The organism is Pantoea sp. Ft-CA_14 (genome assembly GCF_024520875.1).
In the GTDB taxonomy this organism is placed as follows: Bacteria; Pseudomonadota; Gammaproteobacteria; order Enterobacterales; family Enterobacteriaceae; genus Pantoea; species Pantoea agglomerans.
On record NZ_JALNPM010000005.1, the window covers coordinates 201,963 to 218,590 of the forward strand.

The following is a 16,628-nucleotide window of genomic DNA, read 5'->3' on the forward strand; positions in this document are numbered from 1 at the left end:
TCGACAGACTCCCGCCATTCCCGAACATTCCGAATTTCGCCTCTCCCGCGCCCATTCCACTTCTCAACCCTGTAGCAACACAAACAGATTTCATGGCGAAACCAATTGCCAGGTTTGCCTCTGTGCTGCATTGCCAGACTGGCACCGCCTGATATCCTGTCCAGCCTGCAATTGACCGCGGCTAATCGTGTTTTATAAGCCACCCTTTACAGAATCAGCCTGACAGGCACAATACCCCTTTTTCCTCCTCTCACACGGTTATGTCAGAAGAAGCGCTGCGTCTGCAGATACAGAACCTCAAAAAGCACAATGCGCGTCTGAAGCGTATAGCGCATGACGCCCGCACAAAACTCAATGCGGCGCTGGATGGTACCGGGCTGTTCCTGTGGCAGCTGGATATTCCCAGCGGCAAACTGGTGATCTTCAACCGGCGCTGGGGGGCGATGCTGGGCTTCCAGCCGAAAGAGACCGACGCCAACTTTGAATCCTGGAAAGAGAGCCTGCATCCCGATGATGCCGCCGACGTTCTACAGGCATTCAACGACCACATCGCCGGGAAAGCGCCTTATTACGAGGCCCTGCACCGCATGATCGCCAAAAATGGCAGCATTACGTGGGTGCTGGATCGGGGCCGGGTCAGCGAATGGAATGCGTACGGAGAGCCGGTTAAAGTGATCGGCACTCACATCGATATGACCAAAGAGAAGCAATATGAGGAGCAGCTCGCCCTGCTGGCGCTGCACGATCCCCTTACGCTGCTCAACAATCGTCATGCTCTACAGAATTATTTCTGTGAAATGAAAGCTCAGGGACCGCTCTGCGTGGTCTTTATTGACCTGGATAACTTCAAACACGTCAACGACACCCTGGGGCACCGCAGCGGAGATGAAGTCCTCATCCAGTTAAGTCAGCGGTTTACGGAACTCTCTCCGGCAGAAGTGATCATTGGCCGACTGGGCGGCGACGAGTTTGTATTGTTAATACCCTGCGCGCTGAACCATCCACGGGTAAAGAAACTGGCGCACGCCTGTCTTGACGCGGTAATGACACCTTTTGATATGGCAAACGGGCATGCCCTCATTGGGGCGTCTGTCGGTGTGTCTCAGGCGCAGGACAAAGATGACTTTGATACTGCACTGCAGCGTGCTGATGAAGCGATGTACCGCATCAAGAAAAATGGCAAGCGCGGTGTCGCTTTTGATTCCACTTTTCCCGACTCCCTCTGACTCTGCTGAACAGGGCATGTATTTTGCCTGCCATTAACGCACTATTTCCCTCATGGCTTTGCGCCATCTCATTCATAACGTTGAGTTCCCCTTTTCACAGGCATGCAAAATTTATGCGTATCCCCGCAGAAAATGCTTTTTAGTACTATTCCGAAAACCTGTTTTTTGCCTTCAGGAAGCAGAAATTCATCCGCTTCGCTTATATTCAAATTTCATCGCTAAATCTGACCTCTCTTTTTAATAAAAATTTTCATTAAATCAGCAGAATTGATCGTTTATTGATCGATTCCGGCTGTTTTTAACTGGTGCCATCAATGCTTCACGCTTCGCTTATTTTTGACGTAAAAGCAGGGTTTCAGATTTCTATTTAGCGCTTCGCTTGGGGAAATTGATCGTTTGTTGATCATCTTCACTACCTGATGTTGATTAATCTATCTATTTACCGCTTCGCTTATATTTTTTTCAATTGGACTTTTTTTGAAAATGATCGATTAATAGGGCGCGGCGATTTTCGTTATAAAGATTTTTCATGCCGCGGCTCTTTTATGAATTGAAAAGAGCGATGGTTGGAATCCGTTATCATTTCGGTTGAGGGTAGTACGATCATTAAGCCAGAACTGTGACGGGTTTTTTATTTATCTCACTTGATCGGTCCGATTTTCTGTCTACATTTATGTTGCTGAATCGGCCTGATGAAGCGTTAACTGTGCAAATTCCAATTTTTAAAATTCAAAGAGGACGCATATGACTCAATATCGCGGTGGGGCCGGGAATTTTGCGGCCGACAAAGAGCGTGCTGCTGAAGCAGGACGCAAAGGAGGCCAGAAAAGCGGCGGTAACTTCAAGAACGATCCTGAACGTGCCATTGAAGCGGGGCGCAAGGGAGGTAAGGTTAGCCGCCGGAGCTGAACGTCTTTAACACTGCTGTGACGGCAGGGTTACTCTGTTAGCCGGGCATTTTGAATCTGTTTAGTTCCTCGTGAAGATAATTACACCCTGAATTATGTCATTGCTCCATCATTGGCAATGGCGGGACCTGTTAATTGAACCGGAAGGGTTTACCCTTCCGGTTTTTTATTTCCGATCGATTAAAGCTATACGGTTAAATACAACTTTGTACAGGTAAGTTTTTGACTGGTACTTTTTTATTCAGTTAATCTTAAAAATGTATACAACGATTTATTACTTTGTACAAAATCCAGCGCAGCTAACGAAGCGGCAACGATAAAAACATTATTCAGCTAAATCTTTGCTGTAAAAAGGAAAATGCATTTTACATGCCACTTTTGTCTTAAATTCATACTGATGCAGCGTGTGATATTAAGAATCTCCACTAGACTTTTCAGGTGTCAACGATATGACTGGCGCTGCGTTATTACAGACGCAGCTTTTTAATCAATGAGGCTATCTTATGACAGTGAAAACGTTAAACGATCTGTTCATCCATGACTTATCCGATGTATACAGCGCTGAGAAGCAGATAACCCGTGCATTGCCTAAAATGGCGCGTGCAGCCAGTGACGAAAATCTTATCGCTGCGTTTAATCAGCATCTGGAAGAGACCCGTGCTCAGATTGAACGACTCGACGAACTGGTGGAAGTAACACCTGAAGTCAAAATCAAACGAATGAAATGTCATGCGCTGGAAGGTCTGGTTGAAGAAGCGCAGGAAATTATCGACTCGGTCGAGAAGGGCGAGATTCGCGATCATGGACTGATCGGTGCAGCGCAGAAAGTTGAGCATTATGAGATTGCTACATACGGCACTTTGCATGCGCTGGCGCTGAAGCTGGGTTACACCAAAGCCGCGCAGCTGCTGGAAGAAACCCTGAATGAAGAGAAGCAAACGGATGAGAAGCTCACCTCGGTAGCCGAGTCTATTACCGTCTCTTAAGGAGTAATACATGACTGCGATTGAACATTATCACGACTGGCTGCGCGATGCGCATGCGATGGAAAAACAAGCAGAAAGCATGCTGAGCAAGATGTCAGGTCGTCTTGAACACTATCCGGCGCTGGAACAGCGTCTGGCGCAACATCTGGATGAAACTAAACATCAGCTGACTCTGCTGGAACAGCTGCTCGACAGCCACGGTATCGATCACTCTGTAATGAAAGATGCGATGGGCAAAATGGCAGCCACCGGCCAGGCCGTGGGCGGCATGTTTAACTCAGATGAAGTGGTGAAGGGCGCTATCAGTGGCTATGTATTCGAAAATGCCGAGATCGCCAGCTACACCAGCCTGATCGCCGCGGCTGAGCAGGTCGGTGATGCGCAGGGCGTGCGCATACTGAATGAGATCCGCGATCAGGAAGTGGCGATGGCGGAGTGGCTGCTGCAGCACCTGCCTGAAGTGACACAGCAGTTCCTGCAACGTGCGTCACAACCAGGTACTGAAGCGAAGAAGTAGCGCTGAATAGCCTGCATGAAACATGAAAAAGCCGGGATAACCCGGCTTTTTGCGTTTTAAAGGTTTACCGGCTGCGATACTCAGTCAGCCATTAAATGCCCATACATCGTCATCAGCTTACGTGTAACGCCGTTAGTCCAGCCGAATCCATCCTGTAACGGATACTCACCACCGCCACCAGGACGGGCGCGCTCGCCGCTGATGTCATACTTCTCTACCAGCTTATGGTGCAACTGATAGAAGTTGTTGACCGTGTTGAGCCAGTTCACTGCCACTTCAGTCGCCAGCGTCTCTTCACCGTAATTATTCAGGCCAACAACCGCCATCCACTGCATCGGTGCCCAGCCGTTGGGTCGATCCCACTGCTCACCGCTTTCCACCATTGAGGTCAGCAGGCCGCCGTTGCTCAATAGCAGATGGCGCAGCGAGATCGATTGCAGGTGCGCCTGGTGCGGCGTTGCAAGACCGACAAACAGCGGCACCACGGAAGCGACGGTAAAGGCACCGAAACGCTCCCGACGCCAGTCGTAGTCACGGAACACACCGGCGGTGCTGTCCCAGAGATAACGGGTAATCGCACGCTTGCGCGCTTCCGCTTTTTTCTGCCAGGCCAGCGCGGTCAGCTCTTCGCCTTTCGCGTGCGACAGGGTGGCGATCATCAGCTCCAGCTTGTACAGGAACGAGTTCAGATCGATAGGAATAAACTGCGTGGTACGGATGCTCGACAGCCGTTTCGGGTTACGCAGCCAGCGCGAGGAGTAATCCCAGCCCGATTCCGCTCCGGCACGCAGGTCACGATACACTTCGCTGGCCGGACGTTTCGATTCGCGGGCGGTTTCCACATCTTCGATCCACGACTCATCGCGCGGCGTATCGCGGTCATCCCAGTAGCGGTTCAGCAGTGAGCCGTTTGGCATCCGCACCACGTGACGATAAGCCTGGTTCGGCATCAGTGAACCGGCACCGTCCATCCAGAACTGGTATTCCTTCATCAGCTGTTCCTGATAGCGCTTAGCACCGCGCACGCCATCTTCTTCGAACAGCTCAACCATCAGGGCAAACACCGGCGGCTGCGAGCGGCTGAGGTAATAGGTACGGTTGCCGTTTGGCACATGACCGTAGTTATCGATCAGCCAGGCAAAGTTATCCGCCATGTGACGCAGCAGATCGTCGCGGCCCGATTCTGCCAGGCCGAGCATGGTGAAGTAAGAGTCCCAGTAGTAGGTTTCGCCAAAACGTCCGCCCGGCACCACATAGGGTTTGGGTAATGGCAGCAGCGATGAGTGCGGCATATGCTGCTGCGGCATTTTGGTCAGAACCGGCCACAGGTCGTCGATATGCTCATTGAGCGTTTTATCCGGGTTGGAGACATAAAAGCTTTCGTTTACGCCAGGCAGATAAAAGTGATCGGCGACAAAACGCGACAGGTCAAAATCACTGCTGCGTTTCTGTCGACGATAGCGCATCAGCACATCCAGCGGATCGTACTTGGGCGAACAGTCGGGGAAGGTTTTGCTGTCCTCGAAAATCCGCGACATCTGAACATGTTCAAACAGTTCCAGATAACGATCGGCAGGGGTCAGCGCATCCGGCGCCGGCAAGCCTTCAATCAGCTCCGGCTCCGGTTCAGAATCCTGCATGCGATCCAGCTTCAGTTCATGGGGATCGTATTGATACTCAACTTCCGCCCCGGCACGAACCTCTTCAAGTGCATTTTGTTGCTGGCGATGGGTATTAATAACGGCCTCCTGAGCGGTCGTGGTTGCACAAAGGACAAATTATAGACCTCTCCTCCCCCGGAACAACAATGCAGAATATCTATGAACGTAATAAATATTGTCGATTAATCGAGGTTTTTGGATAAATTCCAGACAATTCAACCAAATATAACGCTGTTCACAAAAAACGCATTTCAGATGAATCTCTTAGCGACCTGAATAAAAAAATTTAACCTGAAGAAAACTGGCGTTTATTCACATTTTGTAAAAGAAACAGCAGCCGCAAAGAGTGCAGAAAGTGGCATACCCAACGGGAATTCGGACAGGAGAGTGAGGTGAGCGGACCCGATTGTCCGCTCATGAACGACAGAATTAATGATTTGCCAGTGCCGCGCGAATGACTGCCTGCCAGGTGGTGGTGGGGCGACCGATGAGCTGGCTCAGCTGACGGGAGTCATCGAACAAACCGCCTTTCTCTGCACCGGCATCGGAATCTGCCAGCATTTCCGCCAGACCTTCTGGCAGGCCTGCATTTTTCAGCGCCGCCGCAAACTCACTCTGAGAGAGATTGACGTAATCAACCTTTTCACCGCTCTGTGCGGCAATCTCCGCAGCAAACTGCGCCAGCGTGTAGCTGTCGTCGCCTGCCAGTTCATACACTTTGCCCGCCTGATCCTCACGGGTCATCACTTCTGCCGCCGCTTCAGCGTAATCCTGACGCGCTGCCGAGGCGATACGACCTTCACCCGCTGCGCCAATAAACGCATGATGCGCCAGCGCCGGTGGGATGCTGGCTGCGTAGTTCTCGCTGTACCAGCCGTTACGCAGCAGGGCGAACGGGATGCCAGAGGCTTTCAGCAGCGCTTCTGTTGCACGGTGTTCAACGCCCAGGCCCAGCGGCGAGGTATCCGCATGCAGCAGGCTGGTATAGGCGATAAAGCCCACGCCCGCCGCACGAGCAGCCTCGATGACGGCTTTATGCTGTGCTTCACGCTGGCCTACTTCACTACCGGAGATCAGTAGCAGCTTATCCACGCCTGCAAAAGCGGTCTCCAGCGTCTCTGGCTGGCCATAATCGGCCTGACGGACAATAACGCCCAGCGCCGCAAGATCGGCCGCTTTGGCAGGCGTACGGACGGCGGCAACAATTTCTCCCGCCGGGACTTTTTTCAGTAATGCATCAATCACGAAACGGCCCAGCTGGCCGGTGGCACCTGTAACTGCAATCATGTTAATACTCCTGTGGCTGTTGGTGAAATTCAGACTAGTGTATAAACTAATTTTTAGTAAGTACTTACAGAATTGTTAGTTTGAAATGGGTAAGTTAAATGTCTGAAAAAATGAGTGAAAAATTTATCCGCGGCGAATTGCTCAACGTCAACTGCCCGTCACGTGACGTGCTAAAACGCGTGACCAGCCGCTGGAGCGTATTAATTCTGCTGGCCCTGCAGGACCAGACGCTGCGCTTCAGCGCGTTGCGCCGGACGGTCGGTGGCGTCAGCGAGCGGATGCTGGCGCAGAATCTGCGCTACCTGGAAGAAGATGGCTTCGTGCAGCGTATCGCCTACGATGTGGTGCCACCGCACGTGGAATATCGCTTAACCCCGCTTGGACGCGAAGTCGGTGAACAGGTTGTGGGGCTGGCTGACTGGCTGGAGCTGAACCTGAGCCGGATTCTGGCACAGCGCGAAAAATCTGCGGCAGAGTAAAATCACCCTGTATCAGCCGTCATAACGTGACGGCATGGGTATACTCGCTGCAAAATTTCTGACCCCATTTGTCTGTTATCTCACTTCCTGCAACCGCGATAACGTAACGGCAGGGCAAATAATCCCGGCGCTCTTTTCGCACGGTTGCTGGTTATTAAATCGTTTTATGAATCTCTGGCCCGGAATAATCGACTGCCCGCAGCGTGCTGTTAATTCACACCTTCTTTTTGACTCATTTTATTAACATCTCTGATGGCGCTTAAAAGCGCCGTTCTGCGTTTTTTCTGTCTGAAGTTATTGCTGCATTAGCCAGGCAAAAGCCAAAAAGCAAACAAAGCGGCAGAGGTAACTGTTTACTCTTTTAACCTGTTAAAAAATAAGGGTATTTAATTTGGGGGCTCTAAAATTTGACCTTTACTCAATCAGGGTTTATAACAAAATAGTGTCTGAAAACAGCCTGTTGAAGGAAATTTGCGGGCAAGGTTCACTTTAGCGCGATCGATTTTTAAAGTACAAATTACCGTAACATTAACGACACATAAACACGCTCTGATTAACCTTTAGGCCTTATTTTTAAATAAATAATTCCCGTCAAAAACAATGATCAGAATCAATAAAGACTGTTATAGTTTTCATTAACCCCACTGTTTCTATTTCCTCGCCGCGAATAGTTTTAAATTTGCGGCGGGAATTTCAATAAGCGCAGAGAACCAGGCGCATCAGGCTTAAGTTGTTAATTATAAGTAAATACATGGTGTTCTATGTGGCAAAGAGGTAAGCAATGTTCGGATTAGATGCCTTTCATCTGGCCAGGATTCAGTTCGCATTTACTGTTTCCTTCCATATTATCTTTCCCGCCATCACCATCGGTCTCGCCAGTTTTCTGGCCGTGCTCGAAGGTATGTGGCTCAAAACCCGCGATCACACCTATCGCGATCTCTACCACTTCTGGTCGAAAATCTTTGCCGTTAACTTCGGCATGGGTGTGGTATCAGGACTGGTCATGGCTTATCAGTTCGGGACGAACTGGAGCGGCTTCTCGGAGTTTGCTGGCAGTATTACCGGTCCGCTGCTGACCTATGAAGTACTGACGGCGTTCTTCCTGGAAGCGGGCTTCCTGGGCGTGATGCTGTTTGGCTGGAATCGCGTGGGTCCCGGGCTGCACTTCTTTGCCACCTGCATGGTCGCCCTTGGTACGCTGATTTCCACCTTCTGGATCCTGGCCTCTAACAGCTGGATGCATACGCCTCAGGGCTACATCATCCAGAATGGCATCGTGGTTCCGCAGGACTGGTTCAAAATCGTCTTTAACCCCTCATTCCCTTATCGCCTGTTCCATATGTCTGTAGCGGCGTTCCTGGCGAGTGCTTTCTTTGTGGGATCGTCGGCGGCCTGGCATCTGCTGAAGGGGAATAACAATCCCGCAATCCGCAAGATGTTCTCAATGGCGTTGTGGATGGCACTGATTGTCGCGCCGATTCAGGCGATGATTGGTGATGCTCATGGTCTGAATACGCTGGAACACCAGCCTGCCAAAATCGCGGCGATTGAAGGGCACTGGGAAAACCCACCGGGGGAAGCCACACCGCTGATCCTGTTCGGGATCCCCGACATGGAGCAGGAACGTACCAAGTATGCGCTGGAGGTGCCTTATCTTGGCAGCCTGATTCTGACGCATAGCCTGGACAAGCAGGTCCCGGCGCTGAAGTCCTTCCCGAAAGAGGACCGGCCTAATTCAACGGTCATCTTCTGGTCCTTCCGCGTGATGGTGGCGCTGGGCCTGCTGATGATTACGCTGGGCGTAGTCAGCCTGTGGCTGCGTTTTAAAGGGCGTCTCTATGAGTCGCGTCCTTTCCTGTGGTTTGCGCTGTTGATGGGGCCATCGGGTCTGATTGCGATTCTGGCAGGCTGGTTTACCACTGAAATCGGTCGTCAGCCGTGGGTGGTCTATGGCGTGCAGCGCACGATTGATGCGGTCTCGGCACATGGGGATATGCACATGAGCATCAGCCTGCTGGCCTTTATTCTGGTCTACAGCTCGGTGTTCGGCGTGGGGTATCACTACATGATGCGTCTGATTAAGCAGGGACCGGTTACCGGCGAAGGCCATATCACCGAAGAGGGTGGTCCTGGTCAGAAGAAAACCCCGGCGCGTCCGCTTTCCGCTGCCACCTTTAAGGATGGAGACCACTAAGATGATCGATTATTCCGTTATCTGGTTTGCGATTATCGTTTTCGCAACCCTGATGTATATCGTGATGGATGGCTTCGACCTGGGTATTGGTCTGCTGTTCCCGTTCAATAAAGATGCTGGCGAGCGCGACATGATGGTTAACACCGTCGCGCCGGTCTGGGACGGAAATGAAACCTGGCTGGTTCTGGGTGGCGCTGGCCTGTTCGGCGCGTTCCCGCTGGCCTATGCGGTGATTGCCGATGCGCTGTCGATTCCGCTGACCGCTATGCTGATTGGCCTGATTTTCCGTGGTGTCGCCTTTGAGTTCCGTTTCAAGGCGGTAGAAGGCCATCGGGCGTTCTGGGATAAGTCGTTTATTGCCGGTTCAGTCATCGCCACCTTCAGTCAGGGTGTGGCCGTGGGTGCGTTGCTGGATGGTATTCCGGTTGAGGGACGCCGTTTTGCCGGTTCCGCAATGGACTGGCTGGCACCGTTCCCGCTGTTCTGCGGCGTGGGTCTGGTTGTTGCCTACGCGTTGCTGGGCTGCACCTGGCTTATCATGAAGACCGAGAATGAGCTGCACCGTAAAATGTCTGCGCTGGCTACGCCGCTGGTGATTGCGCTGTTAGTGATTATCGGCATCATCAGCCTGTGGACACCGTTTGCGCATGCGGATATCGCGCATCGCTGGTTCAGCAAACCCAACCTGTTCCTGTTCCTGCCGGTTCCGGTATTGGTGCTGCTCTGTTCCTGGGGCATTGTGCGCGCTATTAAGCGCGAGGCGCACTATTCACCGTTCCTGCTGACGCTGGCGCTGATCTTCCTGGGCTTCTCCGGGCTGGGCATCAGTATCTGGCCAAACATTATTCCGCCATCAGTGACCATCTGGGCTGCCGCCTCACCGCCGCAGAGCCAGGCCTTTATGCTGGTGGGTAGCCTGCTGATTATCCCGATGATCCTGGGCTACACCTTCTGGAGCTACTACGTGTTCCGTGGAAAAATCAAAGCAGACGCAGGATATCATTGATATGAAAAGCCTCAGCAGCATGAAAGACCACAATCACAATGAAGAAACGAAAGCGCCATGGTGGAAGCGTGTGATGTGGCTGGTGTTTATCTATGCCGCCAGCGTGCTGGCGCTGGGCGTTGTCGCCTCGCTGTTCCGTATGATGATGACAGCGGCCGGAATGCGCAGTCATTAGTTGTCGCAGGCTCCGTCTTACAGCTATCCGGCGCAGTTTTTATCAATAATCAGAAGGCTGACGACAGTCAGCCTTTTTTAGTTAGTAACCTAAGCAATTAATGCGGAAACGCCCTGAACGGGCGCGCAATGCTTACCCTTTCCTTACACCGATTTGCGATTTTTGTTATCCTTTTGTAACTGAAATCCCAGTCCTAACCCGCGTCGTAAATCGCCATCATGCTCAGTCAGGCCATTAAAAAACAGCACATCAACGATCTGGTCGAGTGGATTGAAGCCAATCTCACCGACGATCTTAATATCGATCAGATTACCCTCAAGTCAGGTTATTCCAAATGGCACATGCAGCGCATGTTTAAGGAGATGACCGGACAGACCCTGGCGGCTTACACCCGTAAACGGCGTCTGACGATGGCCGCTATGGCGCTGCGTCTGACCCGCATGACGCTGATCGATATCGCCGTACGTTTTGGTTTTGATAACCAGCAAAATTTTACCCGGGTATTCAAAGGTCACTTTTCGCTGACGCCTGGCGCGTTTCGCCGTATTCCCCATTTGCCGGTTAAAAACTTCCATGGCCGCATTCTGGTGCGATCGCTGGCAGAGCGTGCAACGCTGGTGGAGCGTGAGGAAGAGCTGCATCTGTGCGGAGAAACGCTGGAGTGGGAGTGTAAGTTTGGCGATTACATTGCCGATCGCGATCACCGGGTGGCTGAACAGGCGCGGCAACTGGTGGCGCTGGCGGGCGGCCGCGTGTCGCATGGCTGGTTAGGCTTTCAGTATGGCCCGGGCCATAGCTCTGCTGATCAGCAAAATATCAGCCTGTTTCAGGCGCTGGAGCCGCAACATGCCGGGCTGCTGGGTGACAACACCGCCAGCTGGAGCGAGGTTAGTGGACTCTATGCGTCGATCCGCTGGAGCGGCAGCCCGGAGCAGCTGACACGCTTTATCGAGGATATCTACTATCAGCATCTGCCAGCACTGGGTGTGTCACGTCGTCCGGGTAAAGATCTGCTGCGTCTCGATTTTGCGCACTGTAAGCCCGACTGGCTGAGCGGCGTTTTTTCTATTCCGGTGATGCAGGCGTAGCAAGCAGGGCAGGGTGTGTGGCTCCCGACCCTGTTAATGCATAATTCGTGCGGTAAACCGTGACAAACCGCACGATTTTATAAAATAACTCGCCGTTCTGGCGTAAAATCCTCTCCCGAAACCCTGCCATGCCTGAATCATCGTGCATCTGTGCCAGGGCTGGAATATTTACCTGCATTTCAGGCCTTTTCTGGTCAAAAAAACAAACGAAGACAACTATGCGACGCTTAATGATTTCACTGATCCTGGCATTGCCTGTCATGGCGATGGCACAACAGGCTGAACCTTTTTCACCTCCTGCCGGACTGCATCCGCACTCTCAGGCCACCCAGCATGAAATTCTGGGCGATGGTGAGCTGCCGGAACACACCAGCAGCAATCCTTCCCTCTCCGGATTCAACGACACACTGTAAGTGGTCATGCGCTGCCAGAATCTGTGGCGCAACATCATGCCCGGCTCGTCAGGAGCCGGACAGTTTCCGCCTTCTCTGCCTGCCCCCGTAAACACGCCGCACCTGCTGCTTACCTCTCACTGAACGCTCTTATCAGGGCCGCTCTTCGTCTGCACTACGCACACCCGTACAGGCATAAAATATATCTTAAACCGCTGGATCGCATTTTTCGTTCTTGTAGTGAAGATATATCATAGCTAATCTTGGCACTTCAGATGAGAATGATTGTTATTCCATTATTATCAGCATGCCCTTGAGTCACGGGCATCCATCTCGTTTCAGGAGAGAAATTTTGCCTGTATCAGCCGATCAGCGTGTACCACAGCGCGTCCGTAATGAATTGCGTTTCCGTCATATTCAGGTCGCGAGTAAAACTAACATTGCCGGTAAATTCTGGCGCATCCGGTTCAGCGGTAGCGATCTGGCGGGCTTTACGTCGCCAGGCTTTGATGACCACATTAAGGTTTTCTTCCCTTCCGCTGAAGGGGCCACACTGGCTCTGCCACAAATTACCGATGCGGGGATTGTCTGGCCCGAAGGGCTGCGTCCGCAGGCGCGTGATTACACACCGCTGGAATTCGATGGTGAATCTTCACTGACCCTCGATTTTTATATTCATGAGCAGGGCGTAGCCAGTGACTGGGCAACTCAGGCGCAGCCTGGCGATCGGTTGATTGTCGGCGGGCCACGCGGCTCGCTGGTGGTGCCGACCGATTACGCATTCCAGCTCTACGTCTGTGATGAAACCGGGCTGCCGGCTTTTGCGCGCCGTCAGCGTGACGTCCGGGCGCAGGCGCTGCATCTCTATGCCTTTACCGATGAAGCGACGGGCCGCGACTATTTATCTGATACGGCTGATGTGACGACAAACTGGCTCGGCAGCGGCCAGATGCAGAAAGCGCAGCTCAGCCAGCTGATTGCCCGGCTGGATCAGATCACTATCCCGACGGAAGATTACTTTGTCTGGCTGACCGGCGAAGGTGAGTTTGTTAAAGCGCTGTGTGACTACTTCACGGTGCAGCGCGGCCTCAACAGTGACTTCGTACGGGCGGTGGCCTACTGGCACCATAAGTAAGTCGCTAAGGCAATTGAGTTTTGCCAGGCGGCGCACTACCATCAATCCCACTTTTTCGCAGCAGGGCAGGCCATGAAACAGCATCCGACTTCCACTTCATCTGAGGATCAGACTGCGCGCGCAGGCAGTTGCAGCGGACGGCGCAAGCGACGTGAAAAGATGCTGGAAGCAAGTGAGATTCGCCTGCTGATGCTCCATTTCCTGGCGCAGAATGCCGCTCACGGCTATGAGCTGATCAAGTCTGTCGAGGAGCTGTCAAAGGGAGAGTATTCGCCCAGTCCGGGGATCATTTATCCCAACCTGACGCTGCTGGAAGAGATGGAGGCGATTCAGGTGGTGGATGCGCAGGCAACGCGTAAAGCCTACCGCCTGACGGCATCGGGAGAAGCGCAGCTGGCAGAGAACCGTGAAACGGTCACCAGCCTGATTACACGGCTCTCTACGCTGGCAATTCTGGTCAATAACCGCAGCATTCCTGCTGTTGAGCAGGCGATTCATGGGCTGAAGGTCGCGCTGAACCGGCGGCTTGCGCAGGAAGATATCTCAGAAGCCGCGCTGCAGACGCTGATTAAGGCGCTGCACGACGCGGCAGAAAAAATCACCCTCAGCTAATCTCGGAGTTAGCTGACTTCAGTTTTGTGTTTGTCGATGTGGCCCAGCGTACGATCCGGGAAGCAGATGTCCCGCACACGCTGTTTCAGCGTGGTCGCATCCGGGAAGCCACCATCCCGCTTACGTTCCCACAGCAGATGCTCATCCAGCGTAATCTCAAAGATACCGCCGGTGCCCGGTTTCAGCGTCACCTCCGCCAGATCCTCAGCGAACGTATGCAGAAGTTCCTGTGCCATCCACGCTGACCGCATCAGCCAGTTGCATTGCATACAGTAGTGAATAACAACCACAGGTTTTTGCGCCATAACTCTATTCCTTTACGTGTTGATAAATGCCAATGCATTCGGGTTAACAATTTGTGCGCTGTGGTTTACATCTAAATGTAAATAAGATTGATAATGATTATCAGTTGCATTAAATTCCGGGCGATAATTACTACACCAGCATGATGTTCTGACTTTTCACGGCTTTTATGCGGAGCCGTTTTACTGTTGCCAGCAAGCAAGTGAGCGAATACTAACAATTAATCAGGTAATTCGCGCCTATGTCACCACGTTTTCGGAGATTGACGCAACCGCGTCTGACTCAACTGGCGTTGCTCGCCACCTTCATCAATACCACCTGCACTTATGCTGCGGGCAGTGAATCTGCCACGCTAACCCTTTCTGATCGCTATGGCAGCAGTGCCGAACCGGTAATGACGGTGACAGCACCGGAAATCAAAAAAACGGCAGGCAGTAAAACCTCGCTCTCTGCCAGCGATCTGCAACAGCGTGGTGCCACTGACTTTGGATCGATCATGCGCTATGAACCGCTGATCAGTGCTACCGGTACCCGTGGCGGTTCATCAGCCGGTAAGAGCGGTTTTGATCGGGCCGGTTATACCGGCTACAACATTCGTGGCCTCGAGAGCAACCGCGTCGGTCTGGATGTGGACGGCATTCCGTTGCCGCAGGCCACTGGCCGCAGCTATGTAGGACGCGCAGGTCTCGACAGCTTTGGCATTGGCCGCGATTACATCGATCCTTATATGTTTGGCCGTATTGAGATTGAGAAGGGCGCCACAGCAGTGGAACAGCCGAACACCTCGATTGGCGGCAACGTCTCGTTCCGTAATAAGTCTCCCGACGATTACCTGCATCCCGGAAAAGCGACCGCGTTCAGTTATCAGAGCGACTATGACTCATCCAGTCGCAGCTGGCATAACGGCATCACCGCCGCTGCCGGTGACGATGAACTGCGCGGCATCTTTGTTTACAGTCGCCGTGACGGACAGCAGACCCGTAACAACAGCGATACGCTGGATGCGTATCCCGCTAACTGGCACTCCGACGCCTTTATGACCTCCGGCATCTGGCAGCCCAATGATGCTCACAAGCTCAGCGCGACGGTCGATTACTATCACAAAACCCACCACAGCCATTACGACAGCTGGAGCACTTCAGGCAATACAGTCTGGGGGACGGCACAGCAGCAGAGTGATACCCGCCGCTGGGGCATCAGCCTGGCGGATGAGTACACCCCTTACAATGACCTGGTCGACAGCCTGACGACCCGCATTTACTGGCAGCAGACCCAGGCGCATGACAACACCCGGATGCCGTCGAGTGCCACCGCCAGGCAAACCGTCTATTCCGATTACAACAGCGACAGCTTCGGTTTTGACACCCGCGCGCTTAAAAGCGTCGGGCGACATGAACTGAGTGCCGGGCTGAATGCGCGCCTGGTGGATACTGAGCGACCTTTCCGTCAGTCACCGCCAGCCAGTACTTTTACTGCGATCATGCAGCCGCAGGCTAACAGTCGCAGCTACAGCGTGGGTGGTTATCTGCAGGATACCATCAGCTTCGATGCTGACGGACATCGGGCGGCCATCGTGCCAGGCGCGCGCGTGGCCTATCAGAACACCCGACCGCGTGATGTGGCAACGCTGACCACGAACAGTAGCGTGCTCGACGCCAGCGAAGTTTCAGCGCTCTATGGGTCGCCAAACAGCGACACCCAGATATTGCCCTCGATTGCCTTCCAGTACGATCTGACACCGAAGCTGATGACTTATCTGCAATATACCCGTGGCGCGCAGTTCCCCAACGATACGCAGCTTTATGGTTCATGGAACCTTGGCTCCAGCTATGCCGGCACCGCGCAGTATGCGCTGATTGGTAATGCAGATCTGAAAACCGAAACCAGCAACAACTACGAGTGGGGTGTAAAAGGAGAGGTGGCAAAAGGCGTCACGCTTAACGCTGCCGCTTTTTATAACGACTATAAAAACTTTATTGCCTTTACCCGCTACAGCCGGGCGGCTAATCCGGGTCAGTTCGTCAATGTGCCTGCCAACATTTACACCACCTATCAGGCGGAGAACCGCGATAAAGCCTACATCTACGGGGCTGAAATCAGCAGTAAAGTGAACTTCGGCAGCTGGTTCAGCGAGGTCGAAGGTCTGAGCGCCAATCTGGCGTTTGGTTATACGCAGGGCGCGGCAAAGTCGAGCTACCTTGGTGACCGCTACATCGACCTTGAGAGTGTTGCCCCGATGAAAGCGATCGTCGGACTCGCCTGGGATGATGAGGCGCGCGGCTACGGTGCCGCCGTTACCGCTACCTTTGTCAAAGGTAAGCAAGCCAGTGCGACTAACCGCGAAAGCTTCGCTAACAACGGCAGCAGCCTGGCCGACTCCAGCACCGATTACATGCGGGTGCCGGGTTATGGCATGGTAGATATGACCGCTTACTGGCGCGTCGCGCACAACGTCAGGCTGAGTGGCGGGCTTTACAACATAACCGATCGCAAATACCGGGATTACCTCAGCAGCCGTGAACTGACCAGCGCCACTCAGCAGGAGCGCAACGATCAGGCGCTGGCCGTGATGCCGGGCCGTACTTTCCAGTTAGGTGTTAACGTCGATTTTTGATAGCCGTCGCCCTGCGCTGATGCAGGGCATTACTAAGAGAGCCTG

General features: G+C 52.9%; 16 protein-coding genes. 13 read left to right on the top strand and 3 right to left on the bottom strand.

The features are described from left to right. Positions 1-260 precede the first annotated feature (260 nt). From NR195_RS10355 to NR195_RS10370, 4 genes are all read left to right on the top strand, one after another. Complete coding sequence (locus NR195_RS10355) at positions 261-1,226, top strand: sensor domain-containing diguanylate cyclase (protein ID WP_256844491.1); 966 nt, start codon at positions 261-263, stop codon at positions 1,224-1,226. Positions 1,227-1,970: 744 nt separating this feature from the next. Next, complete coding sequence (locus tag NR195_RS10360; RefSeq protein ID WP_004571242.1) at positions 1,971-2,135, top strand: general stress protein; 165 nt, start codon at positions 1,971-1,973, stop codon at positions 2,133-2,135. Positions 2,136-2,637: 502 nt separating this feature from the next. After that, positions 2,638-3,120: a ferritin-like domain-containing protein gene (locus tag NR195_RS10365; RefSeq protein ID WP_111534623.1), complete on the top strand. Its 483-nt coding sequence runs from the start codon at positions 2,638-2,640 to the stop codon at positions 3,118-3,120. Between the two features lie 10 nt (positions 3,121-3,130). After that, positions 3,131-3,637 carry a ferritin-like domain-containing protein gene (locus tag NR195_RS10370; protein ID WP_033758779.1) on the top strand — a complete coding sequence of 169 codons (507 nt, stop codon included), beginning with the start codon at positions 3,131-3,133 and terminating at the stop codon, positions 3,635-3,637. An 80-nt stretch (positions 3,638-3,717) separates the two neighbouring features. Here NR195_RS10370 and treF read toward each other — a convergent pair whose 3' ends face one another. Both treF and NR195_RS10380 read right to left on the bottom strand, forming a co-directional pair. Then, positions 3,718-5,376 (bottom strand): alpha,alpha-trehalase TreF, encoded by a 1,659-nt coding sequence (gene treF, locus NR195_RS10375; RefSeq protein ID WP_045139632.1) that lies wholly within the window; start codon positions 5,374-5,376, stop codon positions 3,718-3,720. A 351-nt stretch (positions 5,377-5,727) separates the two neighbouring features. After that, positions 5,728-6,585, bottom strand: a complete 858-nt coding sequence (locus NR195_RS10380; protein WP_256844492.1) for an SDR family oxidoreductase — start codon at positions 6,583-6,585, stop codon at positions 5,728-5,730. Between the two features lie 98 nt (positions 6,586-6,683). Here NR195_RS10380 and NR195_RS10385 point away from each other — a divergent pair, with 98 nt between their 5' ends. The 8 genes from NR195_RS10385 to NR195_RS10420 all read left to right on the top strand — a co-directional run bounded on the left by NR195_RS10385 (position 6,684) and on the right by NR195_RS10420 (position 13,666). Further along, entirely contained in the window at positions 6,684-7,064 is a 381-nt protein-coding gene (locus NR195_RS10385; protein WP_010248931.1) for a helix-turn-helix domain-containing protein, read from the top strand. A gap of 781 nt (positions 7,065-7,845) precedes the next feature. After that, a complete protein-coding gene (locus NR195_RS10390) occupies positions 7,846-9,258 on the top strand; it encodes a cytochrome ubiquinol oxidase subunit I (RefSeq protein ID WP_010671087.1) in 1,413 nt (470 codons plus the stop codon). A gap of 1 nt (position 9,259) precedes the next feature. Next, positions 9,260-10,264: a cytochrome d ubiquinol oxidase subunit II gene (gene cydB / locus NR195_RS10395; RefSeq protein ID WP_010248926.1), complete on the top strand. Its 1,005-nt coding sequence runs from the start codon at positions 9,260-9,262 to the stop codon at positions 10,262-10,264. A 1-nt stretch (position 10,265) separates the two neighbouring features. Further along, positions 10,266-10,439: a DUF2474 domain-containing protein gene (locus NR195_RS10400; protein WP_010671086.1), complete on the top strand. Its 174-nt coding sequence runs from the start codon at positions 10,266-10,268 to the stop codon at positions 10,437-10,439. A gap of 218 nt (positions 10,440-10,657) precedes the next feature. Then, positions 10,658-11,527 carry a helix-turn-helix domain-containing protein gene (locus NR195_RS10405; RefSeq protein WP_122889627.1) on the top strand — a complete coding sequence of 290 codons (870 nt, stop codon included), beginning with the start codon at positions 10,658-10,660 and terminating at the stop codon, positions 11,525-11,527. A 218-nt stretch (positions 11,528-11,745) separates the two neighbouring features. Next, positions 11,746-11,940: a hypothetical protein gene (locus NR195_RS10410; protein WP_010671084.1), complete on the top strand. Its 195-nt coding sequence runs from the start codon at positions 11,746-11,748 to the stop codon at positions 11,938-11,940. 331 nt (positions 11,941-12,271) lie between these two features. Then, complete coding sequence (locus tag NR195_RS10415; protein WP_306278181.1) at positions 12,272-13,054, top strand: siderophore-interacting protein; 783 nt, start codon at positions 12,272-12,274, stop codon at positions 13,052-13,054. Between the two features lie 72 nt (positions 13,055-13,126). Continuing rightward, entirely contained in the window at positions 13,127-13,666 is a 540-nt protein-coding gene (locus tag NR195_RS10420; RefSeq protein ID WP_256844494.1) for a PadR family transcriptional regulator, read from the top strand. 8 nt (positions 13,667-13,674) lie between these two features. Here NR195_RS10420 and NR195_RS10425 read toward each other — a convergent pair whose 3' ends face one another. Further along, entirely contained in the window at positions 13,675-13,971 is a 297-nt protein-coding gene (locus NR195_RS10425; protein WP_010248912.1) for a SelT/SelW/SelH family protein, read from the bottom strand. Positions 13,972-14,210: 239 nt separating this feature from the next. Between NR195_RS10425 and NR195_RS10430 the strand changes: the two genes are divergently transcribed. Next, positions 14,211-16,583, top strand: a complete 2,373-nt coding sequence (locus NR195_RS10430) for a TonB-dependent receptor domain-containing protein (RefSeq protein ID WP_256844495.1) — start codon at positions 14,211-14,213, stop codon at positions 16,581-16,583. The last annotated feature ends 45 nt before the right edge of the window (positions 16,584-16,628 follow it).

Coding starts and splice junctions, on each gene's coding strand:
- NR195_RS10370 (WP_033758779.1), top strand. CDS start 3,131: ATGACTGCGATTGAACATTATCACGACTGGCTGCGCGATGCGCATGCG.
- NR195_RS10355 (WP_256844491.1), top strand. CDS start 261: ATGTCAGAAGAAGCGCTGCGTCTGCAGATACAGAACCTCAAAAAGCAC.
- NR195_RS10365 (WP_111534623.1), top strand. CDS start 2,638: ATGACAGTGAAAACGTTAAACGATCTGTTCATCCATGACTTATCCGAT.
- NR195_RS10400 (WP_010671086.1), top strand. CDS start 10,266: ATGAAAAGCCTCAGCAGCATGAAAGACCACAATCACAATGAAGAAACG.
- NR195_RS10360 (WP_004571242.1), top strand. CDS start 1,971: ATGACTCAATATCGCGGTGGGGCCGGGAATTTTGCGGCCGACAAAGAG.
- NR195_RS10430 (WP_256844495.1), top strand. CDS start 14,211: ATGTCACCACGTTTTCGGAGATTGACGCAACCGCGTCTGACTCAACTG.
- NR195_RS10405 (WP_122889627.1), top strand. CDS start 10,658: ATGCTCAGTCAGGCCATTAAAAAACAGCACATCAACGATCTGGTCGAG.
- NR195_RS10420 (WP_256844494.1), top strand. CDS start 13,127: ATGAAACAGCATCCGACTTCCACTTCATCTGAGGATCAGACTGCGCGC.
- NR195_RS10380 (WP_256844492.1), bottom strand. CDS start 6,585: ATGATTGCAGTTACAGGTGCCACCGGCCAGCTGGGCCGTTTCGTGATT.
- NR195_RS10390 (WP_010671087.1), top strand. CDS start 7,846: ATGTTCGGATTAGATGCCTTTCATCTGGCCAGGATTCAGTTCGCATTT.
- NR195_RS10385 (WP_010248931.1), top strand. CDS start 6,684: ATGTCTGAAAAAATGAGTGAAAAATTTATCCGCGGCGAATTGCTCAAC.
- NR195_RS10425 (WP_010248912.1), bottom strand. CDS start 13,971: ATGGCGCAAAAACCTGTGGTTGTTATTCACTACTGTATGCAATGCAAC.
- cydB (WP_010248926.1), top strand. CDS start 9,260: ATGATCGATTATTCCGTTATCTGGTTTGCGATTATCGTTTTCGCAACC.
- NR195_RS10410 (WP_010671084.1), top strand. CDS start 11,746: ATGCGACGCTTAATGATTTCACTGATCCTGGCATTGCCTGTCATGGCG.